The sequence below is a fragment of the Caulobacter sp. HJHS_5 genome (genome assembly GCF_056683955.1).
In genome coordinates, this window is sequence record NZ_JBWZNC010000003.1 from 113162 (window position 1) to 126891 (window position 13730).

The following is a 13730-nucleotide window of genomic DNA, read 5'->3' on the forward strand; positions in this document are numbered from 1 at the left end:
GTTACGCCGCCGGCGGCTCCCCGGCAACGCGCCCGCGCAGTCGGCGGTAGAGGAGCGGGGTCAGGGACAGCAGGCCGAGGCCGAGGAGCGGCGCCCAGACCTGGGGTTCGGTGAGCAGCCGCAGATCGATCGCATCACCCTTGGCCAGCACGTGACCAAAGCCCGAGCCGACGCTGGCGTAGACCAGACTGGACGGGACCATGCCCAGGAAGGAGGCGACGACGTAGGTGCGCAGCGGAATGGCGACGAGCCCCGCGCCGATGTTGATGATCCAAAGCGGAAAGGCCGGGATCAGGCGCAGGGCGATGATGCAGGTGAAGGCGTCGGCCAGGATGGCGTTCTCGATCCGCTGCAGACGCGGGCCGGCCTTGCCGCGCAGCCAGTCGCCGATCGCGGTGCGGCAGGCCAGGAACATCACCGTCGAGCCGAGGGTCGCCCCGGTCACCGCCGCCAGCCCGCCCCAGATCGGACCGAACAGCAGCCCGCCCGTCAGGGTGAAGATCAGGGCGAACGGCAGGGAGAGCGAGACCACCACGACATAGAGGCCGATGTAGATCGCCACGGTGCGCAGCGGATGGGCGGCGGCGTAGGCGACGAGTTCGGTCCGTCGCATCGACAGCTCGGCGAGGGTCAGGTGGTCGAGCACGCCGCTGGAAAGAACGACGACGAGGGCGACCGCGCAGGCGATCAGCAGACCGAAGCGCTGGAAAAACTCCAGGGCCTGTTCGGCCACGATCTTCATGCCCCCACGGCCTCGGCGACGGTCTTGAAGCCGTCGGCCCGCAGACGCTCGGCCAGCTCACGGGCGATGCGGGTGACGAGTCCGGGGCCTTCATAGACCAGGGCCGAGTAGAGCTGCACGGCGTGCGCCCCGGCGCGGATCTTCGCGTAGGCGTCGGCGCCCGATCCGATCCCCCCCGCCCCGATCAGGGTCAGCCGGCCTCGCGACGCCGCATGGAAACGAGCCAGCACCTGGGTGGAGAGCGCCGTCAGCGGCGCTCCGGACAGGCCGCCCATCTCCCCGGCCTGAGCCGAACGCAGGCTCGCCGGGCGCGACACGGTCGTGTTGGAAACGATGATCCCGTCGAAGGCGGCCCGGGCCACCGTCTCGACGATGGCCTCGACCTCGCCGTCCTCGAGATCGGGCGCGACCTTCAGGAACACCGGGCGGGGGCCGGCGGCGGCGGTCAGCGGGGCCCGCGCCTCGGCCAGACGGCCGAGCAGCTCGGCCAGGGCTTCGCGGGTCTGCAGGGCGCGCAGACCGGGCGTGTTGGGCGAGGAGATGTTGACCGTGAAATAGTCCGCCAGGGGCCAGAGTCGCTGTAGCCCGGCCACGTAGTCGGCCATGCGGTCGGCCGCATCCTTGTTGGCGCCGATGTTGGCCCCGACCACGCCCTTGCGACCGCGGCGGGCCAGGTTGGCGGCGAAGGCCTCAAGACCGCCGTTGTTGAAGCCCATGCGGTTGATCACCGCCCGGTCCTCGGTCAGGCGAAACAGACGGGGGCGCGGGTTGCCGGCCTGGGGCAGAGGGGTCACCGAGCCGCATTCCACGAAGCCGAAGCCCGCCGCCAGCATGGCGTCGGGCGCCTCGGCGTCCTTGTCGAAGCCGGCGGCGAGGCCGATGCAGTTGGGCAGGGCGAGACCCGCGATCTCGGTCGCCAGGATCGGGTCGGCGGCGCCGGCGCGCGGACCGAAGCCGGCCTTCAGCCCCCGGATCGCCAGGCGGTGAGCGTCTTCCGGATCGAGCCGGCGCAGGGCCGCGGTCGCCAAGCCGTGCAAGACGCTCAAATCAACTCTCCAAGATCGGGCGTCCCATCCGGACCGAGCCCCAGGGGCCGCGCTTCGAGCGCCGAGGCGACTTCGAGCGGCGCGTAGAGATGCGGGAAAAGATCGCCGCCGCGAGACGGCTCCCACTTCAGGGCCTCGCCCAGCGGCTCGGCCTCGACGGCGACCAGCATCAGGTCGGTGCGACCGGAAAAGTAGCGTCGCGCGGTCTCCGGCGCCTGGGGGGCGGTGGAAAAGTGGATGTAGCCGTCGGCGAGGTCGACCTCGGAGCCCTCGAACCGTCCGAGCGCCAGGGCATGGTCCCACTCGGCACGGGACAGCAGCTTGTAGATTCGCGTCACGCCGGCGCCTCGTCGCCCGGGAAGATCGCCGCCTCGACGGCGACCGAGCCCGCTTCGATGTTGAACACCGCGACCGCCGCCGGCGGAAAATCGCGCGCCAGCTTCTGGGCCAAGGCGCCGCCCGCGCGCTGGGCGAGGCTGGCGGCCAGATTGTGAATGCCGGGATTGTGGCCGACCAGGATCACCGTCTCGGCGCCGCATTCGCCGAACTGCTCCCACAGGCCCTGCTCCTCGGCGTCATAGAGGGCGCGCAGGAACCGCGGTTGGCAATTGGGAAAGGCCGGCGCGGCGGCCTCCCAGGTCTCCACCGTGCGGGTGGCGATGGATACGAGGGCCACGGTCGGCTGCAGACGGAGGGCCGCGATGGCGCGGCCGGCCGCGGCCGCGTCGGCGGTTCCCTGGGCGGTCAGCTTGCGGTCGAGGTCGCCGCCGCCGAGGGCGCGGCGTTCGGCTTCGCCGTGGCGCAGGAGGATCAGTCGGCGCATCGACTCCTCATTAGCGGGAGCCGCCGAAGATCGAAAGCGGCGCCACGCGCGTCACAGGCGTGGTTGACAGGCGAAGGCGGCGGGGTCCAAGCGGAGGCATGAGCGCGATCGACGCGGTGGACTATGAACCGGCGGAGGCCGGCGGCGGGGTGTGGCGCCCGCCCGCTGGCCAGGGGCTGCCGCTGGACAGCGGCGCGACGCTGCTCGGGCTGGAGGTCGCCTACAGCACCTATGGTCGCCTGAACGCCGATCGCTCCAACGCCGTCCTGGTCTGCCACGCCCTGACGGGCGATCAGCACGCGGCGGGCGTGCACCCGGTCAGCGGCAAGCCCGGCTGGTGGTCGAAGATGATCGGCGCGGGCCTGCCGCTCGATCCGGCCAAGTATTTCATCGTCTGCGCCAATGTGGTCGGCGGTTGCATGGGCTCGACCGGCCCGGCCTCCACCGACCCCGCCACCGGCAAGCCCTATGGGTTGACCTTCCCGGTGATCACCATCGCCGACATGGTGCGCGCCCAGGCCATGCTGGTGAAGGCGCTCGGCATCGACACCCTGTTCGCCGTGGTCGGCGGCTCCATGGGCGGCATGCAGGTGCTGCAGTGGGCGGCCGACTATCCCGAGCGCGTGTTCGCCGCGGTCTGCATCGCCTCGGCGGCGCGCCACTCGGCCCAGAACATCGCCTTCCACGAGGTGGGACGCCAGGCCGTGATGGCCGATCCGGAGTGGCGCGGCGGCGCCTACGCCGAGGCCGGCGTGCGCCCTGAGAAGGGCCTCGCGGTCGCGCGCATGGCGGCGCACATCACCTACCTCTCGGAGCCGGCCCTGCAGCGGAAGTTCGGCCGCGAACTGCAGCGCGACGGCCTGTCCTGGGGTTTCGACGCCGACTTCCAGGTGGAGAGCTACCTGCGTCACCAGGGGGCGACCTTCGTCGATCGCTTCGACGCCAACTCCTACCTCTACATCACCCGGGCGATGGATTATTTCGATCTCGCCCAGACGCACGGCGGCGTGCTGGCCGAGGCGTTCCGGCGGGCGCGCAACGTGCGGTTCTGCGTGCTCAGCTTCACCTCCGACTGGCTCTATCCCACTCCGGAAAGCCGTCATGTCGTGCAGGCGCTGAACGCCGCCGGCTGCCGCGCCGGGTTCGTGGAGATCAAGAGCGACAAGGGCCACGACGCCTTCCTCCTCGATGAGCCGGTGATGAGCGCGGCCGTCGCCGGGTTCCTGGCGGCCGCGGCCACCGCGCGGGGCATCGGCTGATGGCGGATCAGACGGAATTCGTGCGCGAGGACTTCAGGGAGATCGTCCGCCTGGTTCGCCCGGGCTCGCGCGTGCTCGATGTCGGCTGCGGCGAGGGCGCCCTCCTGGAGCTGCTGTCGCGCGAAAAGAACATCGACGGCCGCGGGCTGGAGATCAGCGCCGAGGGCGTGGCCAAGTGCCTGGCGCGGGGCCTCTCGGTCGTTCAGGGCGACGCCGACCGCGATCTCGACTACTTTCCCGAGCGCGCCTTCGACTATGCGGTGCTATCGCAGACGCTGCAGGCGACGCGCGATCCGCGCCATGTGCTGCACGAGTTGCTGCGCATCGCCGAGCGCGCCATCGTTTCCTTCCCGAACTTCGGGCATTGGCGGGTGCGCGCCTCACTGATGACCCGTGGGCGGATGCCCCACACCAGGGCCCTGCCCGACCCCTGGTGGTCGACGCCCAATATCCACCTCTGCACCCTGGCAGACTTCCTCGACCTGACCGAGGACCTCAATCTGCGGATCGACGCCTGCGCGGCCGTGAGTCGCCACCGGCCCGCGCGCCAGATCAATCCTAGCGGGTTCCTGGAGAATTGGCGGTCCGAGGCCGTGCTGTTCCTGCTCAGCCGGCGGGCGCCGCCGACGCTGAAGGCCGGAACGGGAGACCTGTTCGGCGGTTAAGGCAAAGCCATGAGACTGCGGGTGATGACCTACAACGTCCATCGCTGCGTGGGCGTGGACAAGCGGCTGAACGTCGAGCGCGTGGCCGAGGTCATCGATGCGATGAACCCCGATGTCGTCTGCCTGCAGGAACTCGACGTCGGCCGCCTGCGCACCCGCAACGTCGACCAGGCCCACCGGCTGGGCGAAATCCTCGAGATGCGCTCCCACTTCCACCCAGCCATGCGCATCGAGGAGGAGGAATACGGCGACGCCATCCTCACCCGCCTGCCCGAGCGCCGGGTGCGGGTAGGCGGCCTGCCGGAATACAAGCGCGTGCCGGGGCTGGAGCCGCGTGGCGCGGTGTGGATCGCCGTCGACGTGGGCGGGGTGGAGCTGCAGGTCATCAACACCCACCTCGGCCTGATCCCTCGCGAGCAGCATCGCCAGGCCGCGGCCCTGCTGGGCGACTGGATGGCCGAAGACGCCTGGAAGGCGCCCGCGATCCTGGTGGGCGACATGAACGCCACGCCACGCTCCACCACCTACCGCATGTTCAACGCCGCCCTGCGCGACGCTCAGGACCACCGCGTGCCGATCCCCACCTTCCCTTCGCGTTTCCCCTTCATGCGCATCGACCACGTGTTCATGACCGGCGGCATCCGGGTGATCGGGGTCGAGGTTCCCTTCGATACGAAATCAAAAGTAGCGTCGGACCACCTGCCGCTGGTGGTTGAGCTGGAGCTGGTGAGACCAGCCTAGGCCTTCGACTGGGTGGCTATCGCCGTGCCGGGCGTTGCGGCCGGCGCGTCGCGGTCTTCCGTCTGGTCCATCACGCACGGCAGCAGTTGCTGCAGATCCTTGCGCAGCCGCTTGCGGCGATTCCACGGGTTCCAGGCGTCCTGCGGCGTGGTGGGATCGCCCAGGCTCCAGGCGGCGACGAAGCGGGCGAACCAGCCCTGAGGGCCGCACTCGAAGGGCCTCAGGCGACGGTGGTCGCGCGTATCCAGCGCATCGATGGCCACCGCCAGGCCGCCGTGCCGCGCCATGGCCGCGCGCACCTCATCGCCGCCGCGCTCCATGTAGTGACCCACCAACCGGGCGCGGAACTCACGGATGGCCTCGCGAGCCGCGTCGCCGTCCGGGCCGTCCGCCGCCTCCAGGGCGACGTCGCATTCGGAATCGAGGCCGGTGGAGCGGTTGTTGAGATTGGCCGAGCCGATACGCAGCAGGCGATCATCGATGATCGCCACCTTGGAATGGACGATCACCGGATTATCCCCCGGCGTGCGCGGGGTGAAGGCCCGGAAACGGCCTTGCAGATCCGTCGCCTGCAACCTGGCGATCGCCGCCGAGCGGGCCGAGTCCATGGTCATCTGATCGAAGTAACTCGGGCTCTCCATCGGCCCGATGGTGACGATTTCCGGCCCGTCCTGCTCGATGAGGCGCTCGGCCAGGGCTTCGACGATCAGGGGCGAGGTCAGGTACTGGTTTTCAAGAAAGATCAGGTCCCGCGCCTGGGCGATGGCGTCGAGATGCAGCCGCAGGCTCTCATAGGCCCCGCCGTGCCGGCGCCATTGCGCGAGGGTGCGACTGATCGCCAGCGGCTGGTGCTTCAGATGCGCGTTCAGCCCCGGCGGCCAGGGCGAGTCCTCGCCGGGGATCGGCTCGGGCGGCGGTGAGACCGTCCCGCCGCCGGCCCTTTTCCAACGCAGGGCGAAAAGGTCGCCGAGCGCGCCGGCCGCCGCCCCCTCGACTACCATCGAGACTTCGTGGCGGGCCGGATAGCGTTTTCCGTTCGGCAGGCGACGGCGTGGGTCGTGATCGGCGTGGTGGCAGGTGTCCCAGCGATCCGGCCCCATGTCGCCGCCGCTGACGAAGGCGACGCGGCCGTCGATCACCACCACCTTCTGGTGATGGCAGGCCGACATCGGCACCGAGCTGTCCAACCGGAACTTCACCCGCGAGCCGTGGAAATAGGCCGCCGCCCGCTGCGGCGCGAACAGCTGGGAGGCGGCGATCGGCGGGGCCATGTCCCAGGCGAGGATGCGCACATCGAGAGCCGGATTGAGCGCCGCCATCCGCCGCAGCAAAAGCCCGAGCCGGTCCGCGTGGGCCGGGTCGCCGCTCTTCACCGAGGTGTCGGGCGTCAGGCGGGTCAGCGGATCGAACACCCACGCCAGAATCCAGATCGAGTGGCGGGCGCGCAGCAGCGCCCCCTTGAGGGCCGCGAAATAGTCGGCGCTGTCGATCAGGAAATTAAGCCGGGCGGTCGGCTCGATCCGCCAGCAGTTGACGCCGGGATTGAGGATGCGCGGATCGAGATCCGGCGGGCCGTCCCCGAAGCCGAAATCGTCGCTCATGTCCCGCGCCATGCGCATCCCCGTCGCCTCGACGGGCTAACGCACGAGATGACGGCGGGCTCCGCCGCGCATCAGGAGGCGATGGCGGCCGCGTCGGTCTCGCCCGTGCGGATGCGCAAGGCCTGTTCGAGATCGAGCACGAAAATCTTGCCGTCGCCGATTTTGCCGGTGTTGGCGGTACGGGCCAGGGCCTCGCAGACGCGGTCGACGATATCGGCCGGCACGGCGATCTCCAGCTTCACCTTCGGCAGCAGCTTCACCTCGTATTCGGCGCCGCGATAGACCTCGGTCTTGCCCTTCTGGCGGCCGTAGCCGCGCACCTCGGTGACCGTGAGACCGGAGGCCCCCGCCTCGGTGACGGCTTCCAGCACCGCATCCAGTCGGCTCGGCTTGATGACGGCGATGATCATCTTCATGGGGAAATCCGTCGGTTCGTGCGAGCCTGGGGAGAAGGCTCGGCTCAGCTTACGTCCAAATCACCAAGAGCGGAAACCCGTTCCGCCACAAGGCCCGGCGAAGACAGGCCGACGGCCGGCGCCGGTTGCAGCACGGGTGCGAAGACACGGACGCGGGCGCGGGCGCCCTTCGGCTTCACGGCGAAGGTCTGCTTCACCGCTTCCATGAGGATCACTCCGGCGAGCGGCGGCCACAGCCGGGCGCCCAGTTGCTCGAAACCCTCGGCCATGCCGGCGAACATGCCGAGCGGCGGCGCGTAGAGGGCGCGGGTCCAGCCGGCGGGTTCCAGGCCCGCCTCACGCAGCAAGGATTCGAGCTGGCGGCGGGTGTAGGGCCGGCCGTGCCCAAAGGGCGTGCCCTCGGCGTGGCACCAGGAGCCGCTGCGGGCGGCCACCGCCACGATCAGCCTGCCGGCAGGGGCCAGCACGCGGCAGGCTTCAGCGAGCAGGCGACCCGGAGCGTCGCTCTCCTCAAGGGCGTGCACCGCGAGGATGCGGTCGAACAGGGCGTTGGGAAACGGCAGGGCTTCCTCGTCGACCAGGCAGCCGAGGTTGCGCCCCGAGGCGGGCCAGACCTCGACGCCCTGCGCCGCCGGCATGGCCGCGATCACCCGGCGGGCGCGCGGCCGCATGGCCTCGATGAAGGGCGTGGCGTAGCCGAGGCCGAGGACATCGAGATCGCGCACCTCACCCCAGGCCTCGTCGATCTTGCGCCCGACCATGGTCTGGGCGGCCCGGCCGAGAGGCGTGCCGTAGAAGGCGCGGAGTTCGAGCACGTCGCGGCGCATGGACGAAGACTAGCACGACTTGCCGTCGCCACACTCCGCGCGCCACACTCGCGGCATGGCGCTCACCGTCCGACAGTTTCCCTGCCTCTCCGACAACTACGGTTTCCTTGTGCGCGACACGACGAGCGGCAAGGTCGCGACGATCGACACCCCGGACGCCGCGGCGATCCAGCGCGAGCTAGCCGCCGCCGGCTGGACCCTGGATCTGATCCTCAACACCCACTGGCACCCCGACCACGCGGGGGGCAACGCCGCCCTCAAGGCGGTGACCGGCGCCGAGATCGTCGGGCCGGCCGAGGTCGCCCGCATCGCGCCGCTGGACCGCACCGTTGGGGCGGGCGACCGCGTGGTGCTCGGCGAGACGACATTCCAGGTGATCGACGTCGGCGGCCACACCCTGGGCCATATCGCCTATTTCGACGCCGCAGACCGCATCGCCTTCGTCGGCGACAGCCTGTTCGCCCTCGGCTGCGGCCGGATGTTCGAAGGCGATCCGGCGCAGTTCTGGAGCAGCCTTCAGCGTCTGGCCGCCCTGCCCGACGAGACGGTGGTCTACTGCGCCCACGAATACACGGCCGCCAACGCCCGCTTCGCGCTCAGCCTCGACGACGATCCGGCCGTCGCCGCCCGCGCCGAGGCGATCTTCGCCGCCCGCGAGCGCGGCGAGCCCACCGTGCCCACCACCATCGAAGCGGAGAAGGCGACCAACCCCTTCCTGCGCGCGCCGCGACTGGCCCATCGCATGGGCGTGGTCGGGGCCAGCGACGCCGAGGCCTTCGCCGCCGTCCGCGCCGCCAAAGACGGCTTTCAGGGATGACGCGTACGGCGGTGGAGGCGCTGATCTACGAACTGGGCCTGAAGCCGCACCCCGAGGGCGGCTGGTTCCGCGAGACCTTCCGCGACGCCAAGACCGACGCGGCGGGCCGCAGCGCTTCGACGGTCATCTATTATCTGCTCGCGGCAGGTCAGGTTTCCGCCTGGCATCGGGTCGACGCGGTGGAGACCTGGCACTGGTACGCTGGCGCTCCGCTAAGCTTGCGGCTGGCGCGGCCCGAGCCGAAGGGCGTGCATGAAACCCTGACCCTCGGGCCGGACATCCTGGCCCGCCAGAAGCCGCAGATCGTCATCGACCGCCACTGGTGGCAGAGCGCCGAGAGCCTCGGCGACTGGACCCTGGTCGGCTGCACCGTGGCGCCGGGTTTCGAGTTTTCAGGGTTCGAGATAGCGCCGGAGGGTTGGGAGCCCTAAGGCCTTGACTCTACAGGCCGCCGACCGCCCGGACAGCCGCCGCCTCGCGTCGCAGAAGCCATGCTGCGCAAAGGCCGCAGCCCGCACCGACAAGCGCCACCACCGCCACCATCGATGAATCCAGGGTGAGCCGATCAAACGCTCCCAGAACGACGAGGACCAGGAAAAAGGCGTTGCTCGCCCACCCACGCAAGCGGCGCGCCTTGACGACGACGTCTCGCTGTCCCGCCGCCAACTCAGTGTCGAAGCGACTGAGATCGGCCGCCCGCTCGGTGACGACCAACCCCGCTCCCGCGATGAAGGCTATGGCCAAAGCTGCGAAACTCAGCGCAATCCACCAGCCATTGGCCCTCAGGGCGATGGGAACCACCGCCGCCAGGCCGCTGACGCCGGTCACAGGACCCAAGATCAATCGACGACGGAAAAGCTTCTTCTCGTGATCCGAGAATGAAGCTTGGGCCATCATGCGCTCTTCCATGCCCCCCCACCTGTTCTTCGGCGGCTTTCGCGCCTTCCCCAGATCGCCCATCGTCGCTGACGACAACGATCGCTTGATCTTCGCGCTCAGCTCAAGCCAAAGCAAGAACAGACTGAGAACCTTCTGGCGGAATAAATGCGGCTAGCCCTTTTGACCCCGCCCCTCGCCCAGCCTACTTCCCGCTGCTGGCCAGCATGATGCGTTCGGAGGAGGGGCGGCCGGCGACGCCCATCTCCGGCGTGACCAGGATGCGCACCACCCCATCGCTGCCCATGGTGGCGCCCGGTTTGCGGCCCTCGCGAATGTCGATCTTGGCGATCTTGTCGACGAATGGCTTGGAGGCTCGCTTGCTCGCCATCTTGACGATGGCGTCGGCGGCTCGGTTGGCGGCGTCGGCGACCAGAGGGGCGCTCTCGTCGTCGGCGTCGATGGTGATCGTAATCGCGTGGCGGGCGGCGCGGGCGATCCGCTCCATGGCCCGGGCGGTGGTGACGATCAGCTCCTGCGGGCTGATGGCCGGCAGGCGAAGGGGCTGCCCATTGCCCAGCAGGGCGGCGGCCATACCCGAGGGTTGGCTGTTGGTGAATACCGTCAGGCCGCCGAGGCGGGTGGCGCGCAGCACCGGCTCGCCGAGATCGTTCTTGTAGATCGTGTCGCCGCGCGGCGCGGCGGAGGCCTCCAGCGCCCATACCTCGCCGCTACCGTCGAAACGCAGCAGCGGCCGGCTGGACGAGCGGTCGAGAGTGAAACTCTCGCCGTTTTCGGAAACGAAACGGGCCACCGGCGGCGCGGTGCGCCGCCGGCTTTCATTCAGCTGCTGGCCGAACAGGGCGTCGCGCAGGGCGATCGACGGCGGCCCGAAGGCGCCGCCGGGAATGCCCGGCGGCATCATCGGGCGCCCCGGCTGCGGCCCGCCGGGCGCGCGCATGGTGGCCGGAGCTTGAGCCAGGGCGGCGCTGGCGAGCAGCGACGCTGCGCCCGCGACAAAACCCATACCGATAGATCGATCGACCATCCCCACCCGCATGGCCTTGCACTGCGGCCGTTTTCGGGCGCCGGAGAGGCGTTGCAAAGCCTTCAGGCTCAGCCGACCATGTATTGCCCGCCATTCAGGGAGAGTGTGGCGCCGGTGACATAGCCGGCGCGCTCTCCGGCCAGGAACGCGACCATGTCCGCGATCTCCTCGCCCTTGCCCAGGCGGCCCACCGGAATCTGGCCGACGATGGCGTCGAGCACGTTTTGCGGCACGGCCATCACCATCTCGGTGTCGATGTAGCCGGGCGCGATGCAGTTCACCGTGATGCCCTTCTTGGCGTTCTCGAGCGCCAGGGCCTTGGTGAAGCCGATCATGCCGGCCTTGGCGGCCGAATAGTTGGTCTGGCCGACCTGGCCCTTCTGGCCGTTGATCGAGGAGATGTTGATGATCCGACCCCAGTTGCGCTCGCGCATGCCTTCGATCACCTGGCGCGACATGTTGAAGACGCTGTCCATGTTCACGCGGATGACGTCGCTCCACTGCGCCGGCGTCATCTTGTGGAAGAAGCCGTCGCGGGTGATGCCGGCGTTGTTGACCAGCACGTCGATGGGGCCGAGTTCGGCGCTCACCGCCTCGACCGCGCGCTGGCAGTCCTCGAACACCCCGACATTGCCCTTCACCACCATGATGCCGAGTTCGTCGGCGGCGGCCTTGGCGGCCTCGTCATTGCCGGAATAGCCGGCGGCCACCTGCAGCCCATCGGCCTTCAGCCGCTCCACGATCGCGCGGCCGATGCCCCGCGTGCCCCCTGTGACGAACGCTGTTCGCGCCATGTCAGTATCCTTCCCGTTTCTAGGTTTCTTGTTCGCCCGACCTCAGACCGCCTCGACGCACATGGCCACGCCCATGCCGCCGCCGATGCAGAGGGTGGCCAGGCCCTTCTTGGCGCCCGAACGCTTCATCTCGTGCAGCAGGGTGGTGAGCACGCGCGCGCCCGAGGCGCCGATGGGGTGGCCGATGGCGATGGCGCCGCCGTTGACGTTGGTCTTGGCCGGATCGAGGCCGAGCTCACGGGTCACGCACAGCGATTGGGCGGCGAAGGCCTCGTTGGACTCGACGAGGTCGAGGTCGGCCACGGTCCAGCCGGCCTTCTCCAACGCCTTGCGGCTGGCCGGGATCGGGCCGGTGCCCATGATCGCGGCGTCGACGCCGGCGGTGGCGGCCGAAACGATGCGGGCCAGCGGCTTGAGGCCCCGCTTCTCGGCTTCCTCGGCGCTCATCAGCACCACGGCGGCGGCGCCGTCGTTCAGGCCCGAAGCGTTGCCGGCGGTGACCGAGCCTTCCTTGGCGAAGGCCGGGCGCAGGCCGGCCATGGCCTCCACGGTCGCGCCCTTGCGGATGTACTCGTCCTGGTCGACCACAGTGTCGCCCTTGCGGCCCTTGATGGTCACCGGCGCGATCTCCTCGACGAACTTGCCGGCGGCCTGAGCGGCCTCGGCGCGGTTCTGCGAGGTGACGGCGAACTTGTCCTGATCTTCGCGGGTGATCTGGAACTTCTCGGCGATGTTCTCGGCCGTCTGACCCATGTGGTAGCCGTTGAAGGCGTCCCACAGCCCATCCTTGATCATGGTGTCGACCATCGACAGGTCGCCCATCTTGGTTCCGTTGCGCAGGTGGGCGGCGTGCGGCGCCTGGCTCATGCTTTCCTGGCCGCCGGCGACAACGATCCTGGCCGAGCCGTCGGCGATCTGCTGGGCGCCCAGCGCGACCGCGCGCAGGCCCGAGCCGCAGATCTGGTTCAGGCTCCAGGCCGGGGTTTCCTTGGGGATGCCCGCGGCGATCGAGGCCTGGCGGGCCGGCCCCTGGCCGGCGGCCGCCTGCAGCACGTGGCCGAGCACCACCTCGTCGACCTCTTCGGCCGCCACGCCCGCACGCTCGAGAGCCGCCTTGATCGCCACCGCGCCGAGCTGGTGCGCCGGAACGCTGGCCAGGGCGCCGTTGAAGGACCCGACCGGGGTGCGGGCGGCGGAGACGATCACGATGTCGGTCATGGCTAATCCCTGAACATTTGCTCGATTTTGCGAGCATGGAAAGAAAGGCGAAGGGCCCTCTACCTTTTTTGTGCTGAATTCATGAGACACCGCAACGGCCTATTTGCCTCGCCACTGGCGTCTTCTGCTCGCATCCGCGATAGTGCGTTGCACAGATCGCGCGGCGGGGTGACCGCGCGACAGGAGAGCGTCGGGAACGAGCATGACTGAAGCGTCTGACACCGGGGATAAAAACACCGCGCGGGTCGTCATCAAGAAGTACGCGAACCGACGGCTCTACAACACGGCGTCGTCATCTTACGTCACCCTCGAACACCTGTCGGACATGGTGAAGGAAGGCGTCGACTTCGTGGTCTACGACGCAAAGACCAACGAGGACATCACTCGCCCGGTGCTGGCCCAGATCATCTTCGAAGAAGAAAGCCGCGGTCAGAACCTGTTGCCGATCCAGTTCCTGCGCCAGTTGATCCGCTTCTACGGCGACAGCATGCAGGCCTTCCTGCCGAGCTACCTGGAGCTGTCGCTGAACAGCTTCACCCAGCAGCAGGAGCAGATGCGCAAGCAGTTCGGCGCCCTGGCCACGCCGAGCCTCGGCGGCGCCTACGACGAGCAGATCCGCCAGAACATGCAGATGTTCGACCGGGCGATGAAAATGTTCTCCCCCTTCGCCTACACCGGCGCCGCGGCGGCTGCCCCGGCGGCTCCGGCCAAGGCCGAGGACACGCCCAAGGCGGAGGCCTCCGACGAGGATCTCGCCGAGCTGAAGCGTCAGATGGAAGCCATGCGCGCCCAGCTCGACAAGCTGGCCTCCAAGAGCTGATCCCGCCGGTCGGAAGGGGTTCTTAACGCCTGCCCGG

Annotated in this window: 17 protein-coding genes; 6 read left to right on the forward strand and 11 right to left on the reverse strand. The window is 69.2% G+C overall.

From position 1 onward, the window contains the following. Position 1 precedes the first annotated feature (1 nt). From ACFLIT_RS06715 to ACFLIT_RS06730, 4 genes are read right to left on the reverse strand one after another with little or no spacing between them, the layout of a single operon-like run. Complete coding sequence (locus ACFLIT_RS06715; protein ID WP_479910438.1) at positions 2 to 742, reverse strand: TVP38/TMEM64 family protein; 741 nt, start codon at positions 740 to 742, stop codon at positions 2 to 4. Then, positions 739 to 1779 (reverse strand): quinone-dependent dihydroorotate dehydrogenase, encoded by a 1041-nt coding sequence (locus ACFLIT_RS06720; protein WP_479910753.1) that lies wholly within the window; start codon positions 1777 to 1779, stop codon positions 739 to 741. The genes ACFLIT_RS06715 and ACFLIT_RS06720 overlap by 4 nt, the downstream gene beginning before the upstream one ends. A gap of 5 nt (positions 1780 to 1784) precedes the next feature. Next, positions 1785 to 2126, reverse strand: coding sequence for a DUF952 domain-containing protein (locus tag ACFLIT_RS06725; protein ID WP_479910439.1), 342 nt, complete (start codon positions 2124 to 2126; stop codon positions 1785 to 1787). Continuing rightward, positions 2123 to 2611 (reverse strand): SixA phosphatase family protein, encoded by a 489-nt coding sequence (locus tag ACFLIT_RS06730; RefSeq protein WP_479910440.1) that lies wholly within the window; start codon positions 2609 to 2611, stop codon positions 2123 to 2125. The genes ACFLIT_RS06725 and ACFLIT_RS06730 overlap by 4 nt, the downstream gene beginning before the upstream one ends. A 98-nt stretch (positions 2612 to 2709) precedes the next feature. On the opposite strand from ACFLIT_RS06730, the gene metX reads away from it, so the two are divergent. The 3 genes from metX to ACFLIT_RS06745 are packed head-to-tail and all read left to right on the forward strand — an operon-like array spanning position 2710 to position 5276. Next, positions 2710 to 3870: a homoserine O-acetyltransferase MetX gene (gene metX / locus ACFLIT_RS06735; RefSeq protein WP_479910441.1), complete on the forward strand. Its 1161-nt coding sequence runs from the start codon at positions 2710 to 2712 to the stop codon at positions 3868 to 3870. Beyond that, a complete protein-coding gene (gene metW, locus ACFLIT_RS06740) occupies positions 3870 to 4535 on the forward strand; it encodes a methionine biosynthesis protein MetW (protein ID WP_479910442.1) in 666 nt (221 codons plus the stop codon). Before metX ends, metW begins: the two co-directional genes overlap by 1 nt. 9 nt (positions 4536 to 4544) lie before the next feature. Beyond that, positions 4545 to 5276, forward strand: a complete 732-nt coding sequence (locus ACFLIT_RS06745) for an endonuclease/exonuclease/phosphatase family protein (protein ID WP_479910443.1) — start codon at positions 4545 to 4547, stop codon at positions 5274 to 5276. Here the strand turns inward: ACFLIT_RS06745 and ACFLIT_RS06750 are convergent. From ACFLIT_RS06750 to ACFLIT_RS06760, 3 genes are all read right to left on the reverse strand, one after another. Then, positions 5273 to 6877: a phospholipase D-like domain-containing protein gene (locus ACFLIT_RS06750; RefSeq protein ID WP_479910444.1), complete on the reverse strand. Its 1605-nt coding sequence runs from the start codon at positions 6875 to 6877 to the stop codon at positions 5273 to 5275. The two genes, ACFLIT_RS06745 and ACFLIT_RS06750, sit on opposite strands and share 4 nt — an antisense overlap. Positions 6878 to 6948: 71 nt before the next feature. Next, entirely contained in the window at positions 6949 to 7293 is a 345-nt protein-coding gene (locus tag ACFLIT_RS06755; RefSeq protein WP_479910445.1) for a P-II family nitrogen regulator, read from the reverse strand. A 44-nt stretch (positions 7294 to 7337) separates the two neighbouring features. Further along, positions 7338 to 8120, reverse strand: a complete 783-nt coding sequence (locus ACFLIT_RS06760; protein ID WP_479910446.1) for a class I SAM-dependent methyltransferase — start codon at positions 8118 to 8120, stop codon at positions 7338 to 7340. Positions 8121 to 8175: 55 nt separating this feature from the next. Between ACFLIT_RS06760 and gloB the strand changes: the two genes are divergently transcribed. Together gloB and ACFLIT_RS06770 are read left to right on the forward strand one after the other, a co-directional pair. Continuing rightward, positions 8176 to 8937 (forward strand): hydroxyacylglutathione hydrolase, encoded by a 762-nt coding sequence (gene gloB / locus ACFLIT_RS06765; RefSeq protein WP_479910447.1) that lies wholly within the window; start codon positions 8176 to 8178, stop codon positions 8935 to 8937. Further along, positions 8934 to 9368 carry a cupin domain-containing protein gene (locus ACFLIT_RS06770; protein WP_479910448.1) on the forward strand — a complete coding sequence of 145 codons (435 nt, stop codon included), beginning with the start codon at positions 8934 to 8936 and terminating at the stop codon, positions 9366 to 9368. Before gloB ends, ACFLIT_RS06770 begins: the two co-directional genes overlap by 4 nt. Positions 9369 to 9378: 10 nt before the next feature. On the opposite strand, the gene ACFLIT_RS06775 is transcribed toward ACFLIT_RS06770, so the two are convergent. The 4 genes from ACFLIT_RS06775 to ACFLIT_RS06790 all read right to left on the reverse strand — a co-directional run bounded on the left by ACFLIT_RS06775 (position 9379) and on the right by ACFLIT_RS06790 (position 12873). After that, positions 9379 to 9846: a hypothetical protein gene (locus ACFLIT_RS06775; RefSeq protein ID WP_479910449.1), complete on the reverse strand. Its 468-nt coding sequence runs from the start codon at positions 9844 to 9846 to the stop codon at positions 9379 to 9381. A 172-nt stretch (positions 9847 to 10018) separates the two neighbouring features. Further along, on the reverse strand, positions 10019 to 10840 hold the full coding sequence (locus ACFLIT_RS06780; protein ID WP_479910450.1) for a DUF4908 domain-containing protein: 822 nt from the start codon (positions 10838 to 10840) through the stop codon (positions 10019 to 10021). An 89-nt stretch (positions 10841 to 10929) separates the two neighbouring features. Further along, positions 10930 to 11655: an acetoacetyl-CoA reductase gene (gene phbB / locus ACFLIT_RS06785; RefSeq protein WP_479910451.1), complete on the reverse strand. Its 726-nt coding sequence runs from the start codon at positions 11653 to 11655 to the stop codon at positions 10930 to 10932. A 42-nt stretch (positions 11656 to 11697) separates the two neighbouring features. Then, on the reverse strand, positions 11698 to 12873 hold the full coding sequence (locus ACFLIT_RS06790; RefSeq protein WP_479910452.1) for an acetyl-CoA C-acetyltransferase: 1176 nt from the start codon (positions 12871 to 12873) through the stop codon (positions 11698 to 11700). 202 nt (positions 12874 to 13075) lie between these two features. On the opposite strand from ACFLIT_RS06790, the gene phaR reads away from it, so the two are divergent. Then, positions 13076 to 13693 carry a polyhydroxyalkanoate synthesis repressor PhaR gene (gene phaR / locus ACFLIT_RS06795; protein WP_479910453.1) on the forward strand — a complete coding sequence of 206 codons (618 nt, stop codon included), beginning with the start codon at positions 13076 to 13078 and terminating at the stop codon, positions 13691 to 13693. Positions 13694 to 13730: the final 37 nt, after the last annotated feature.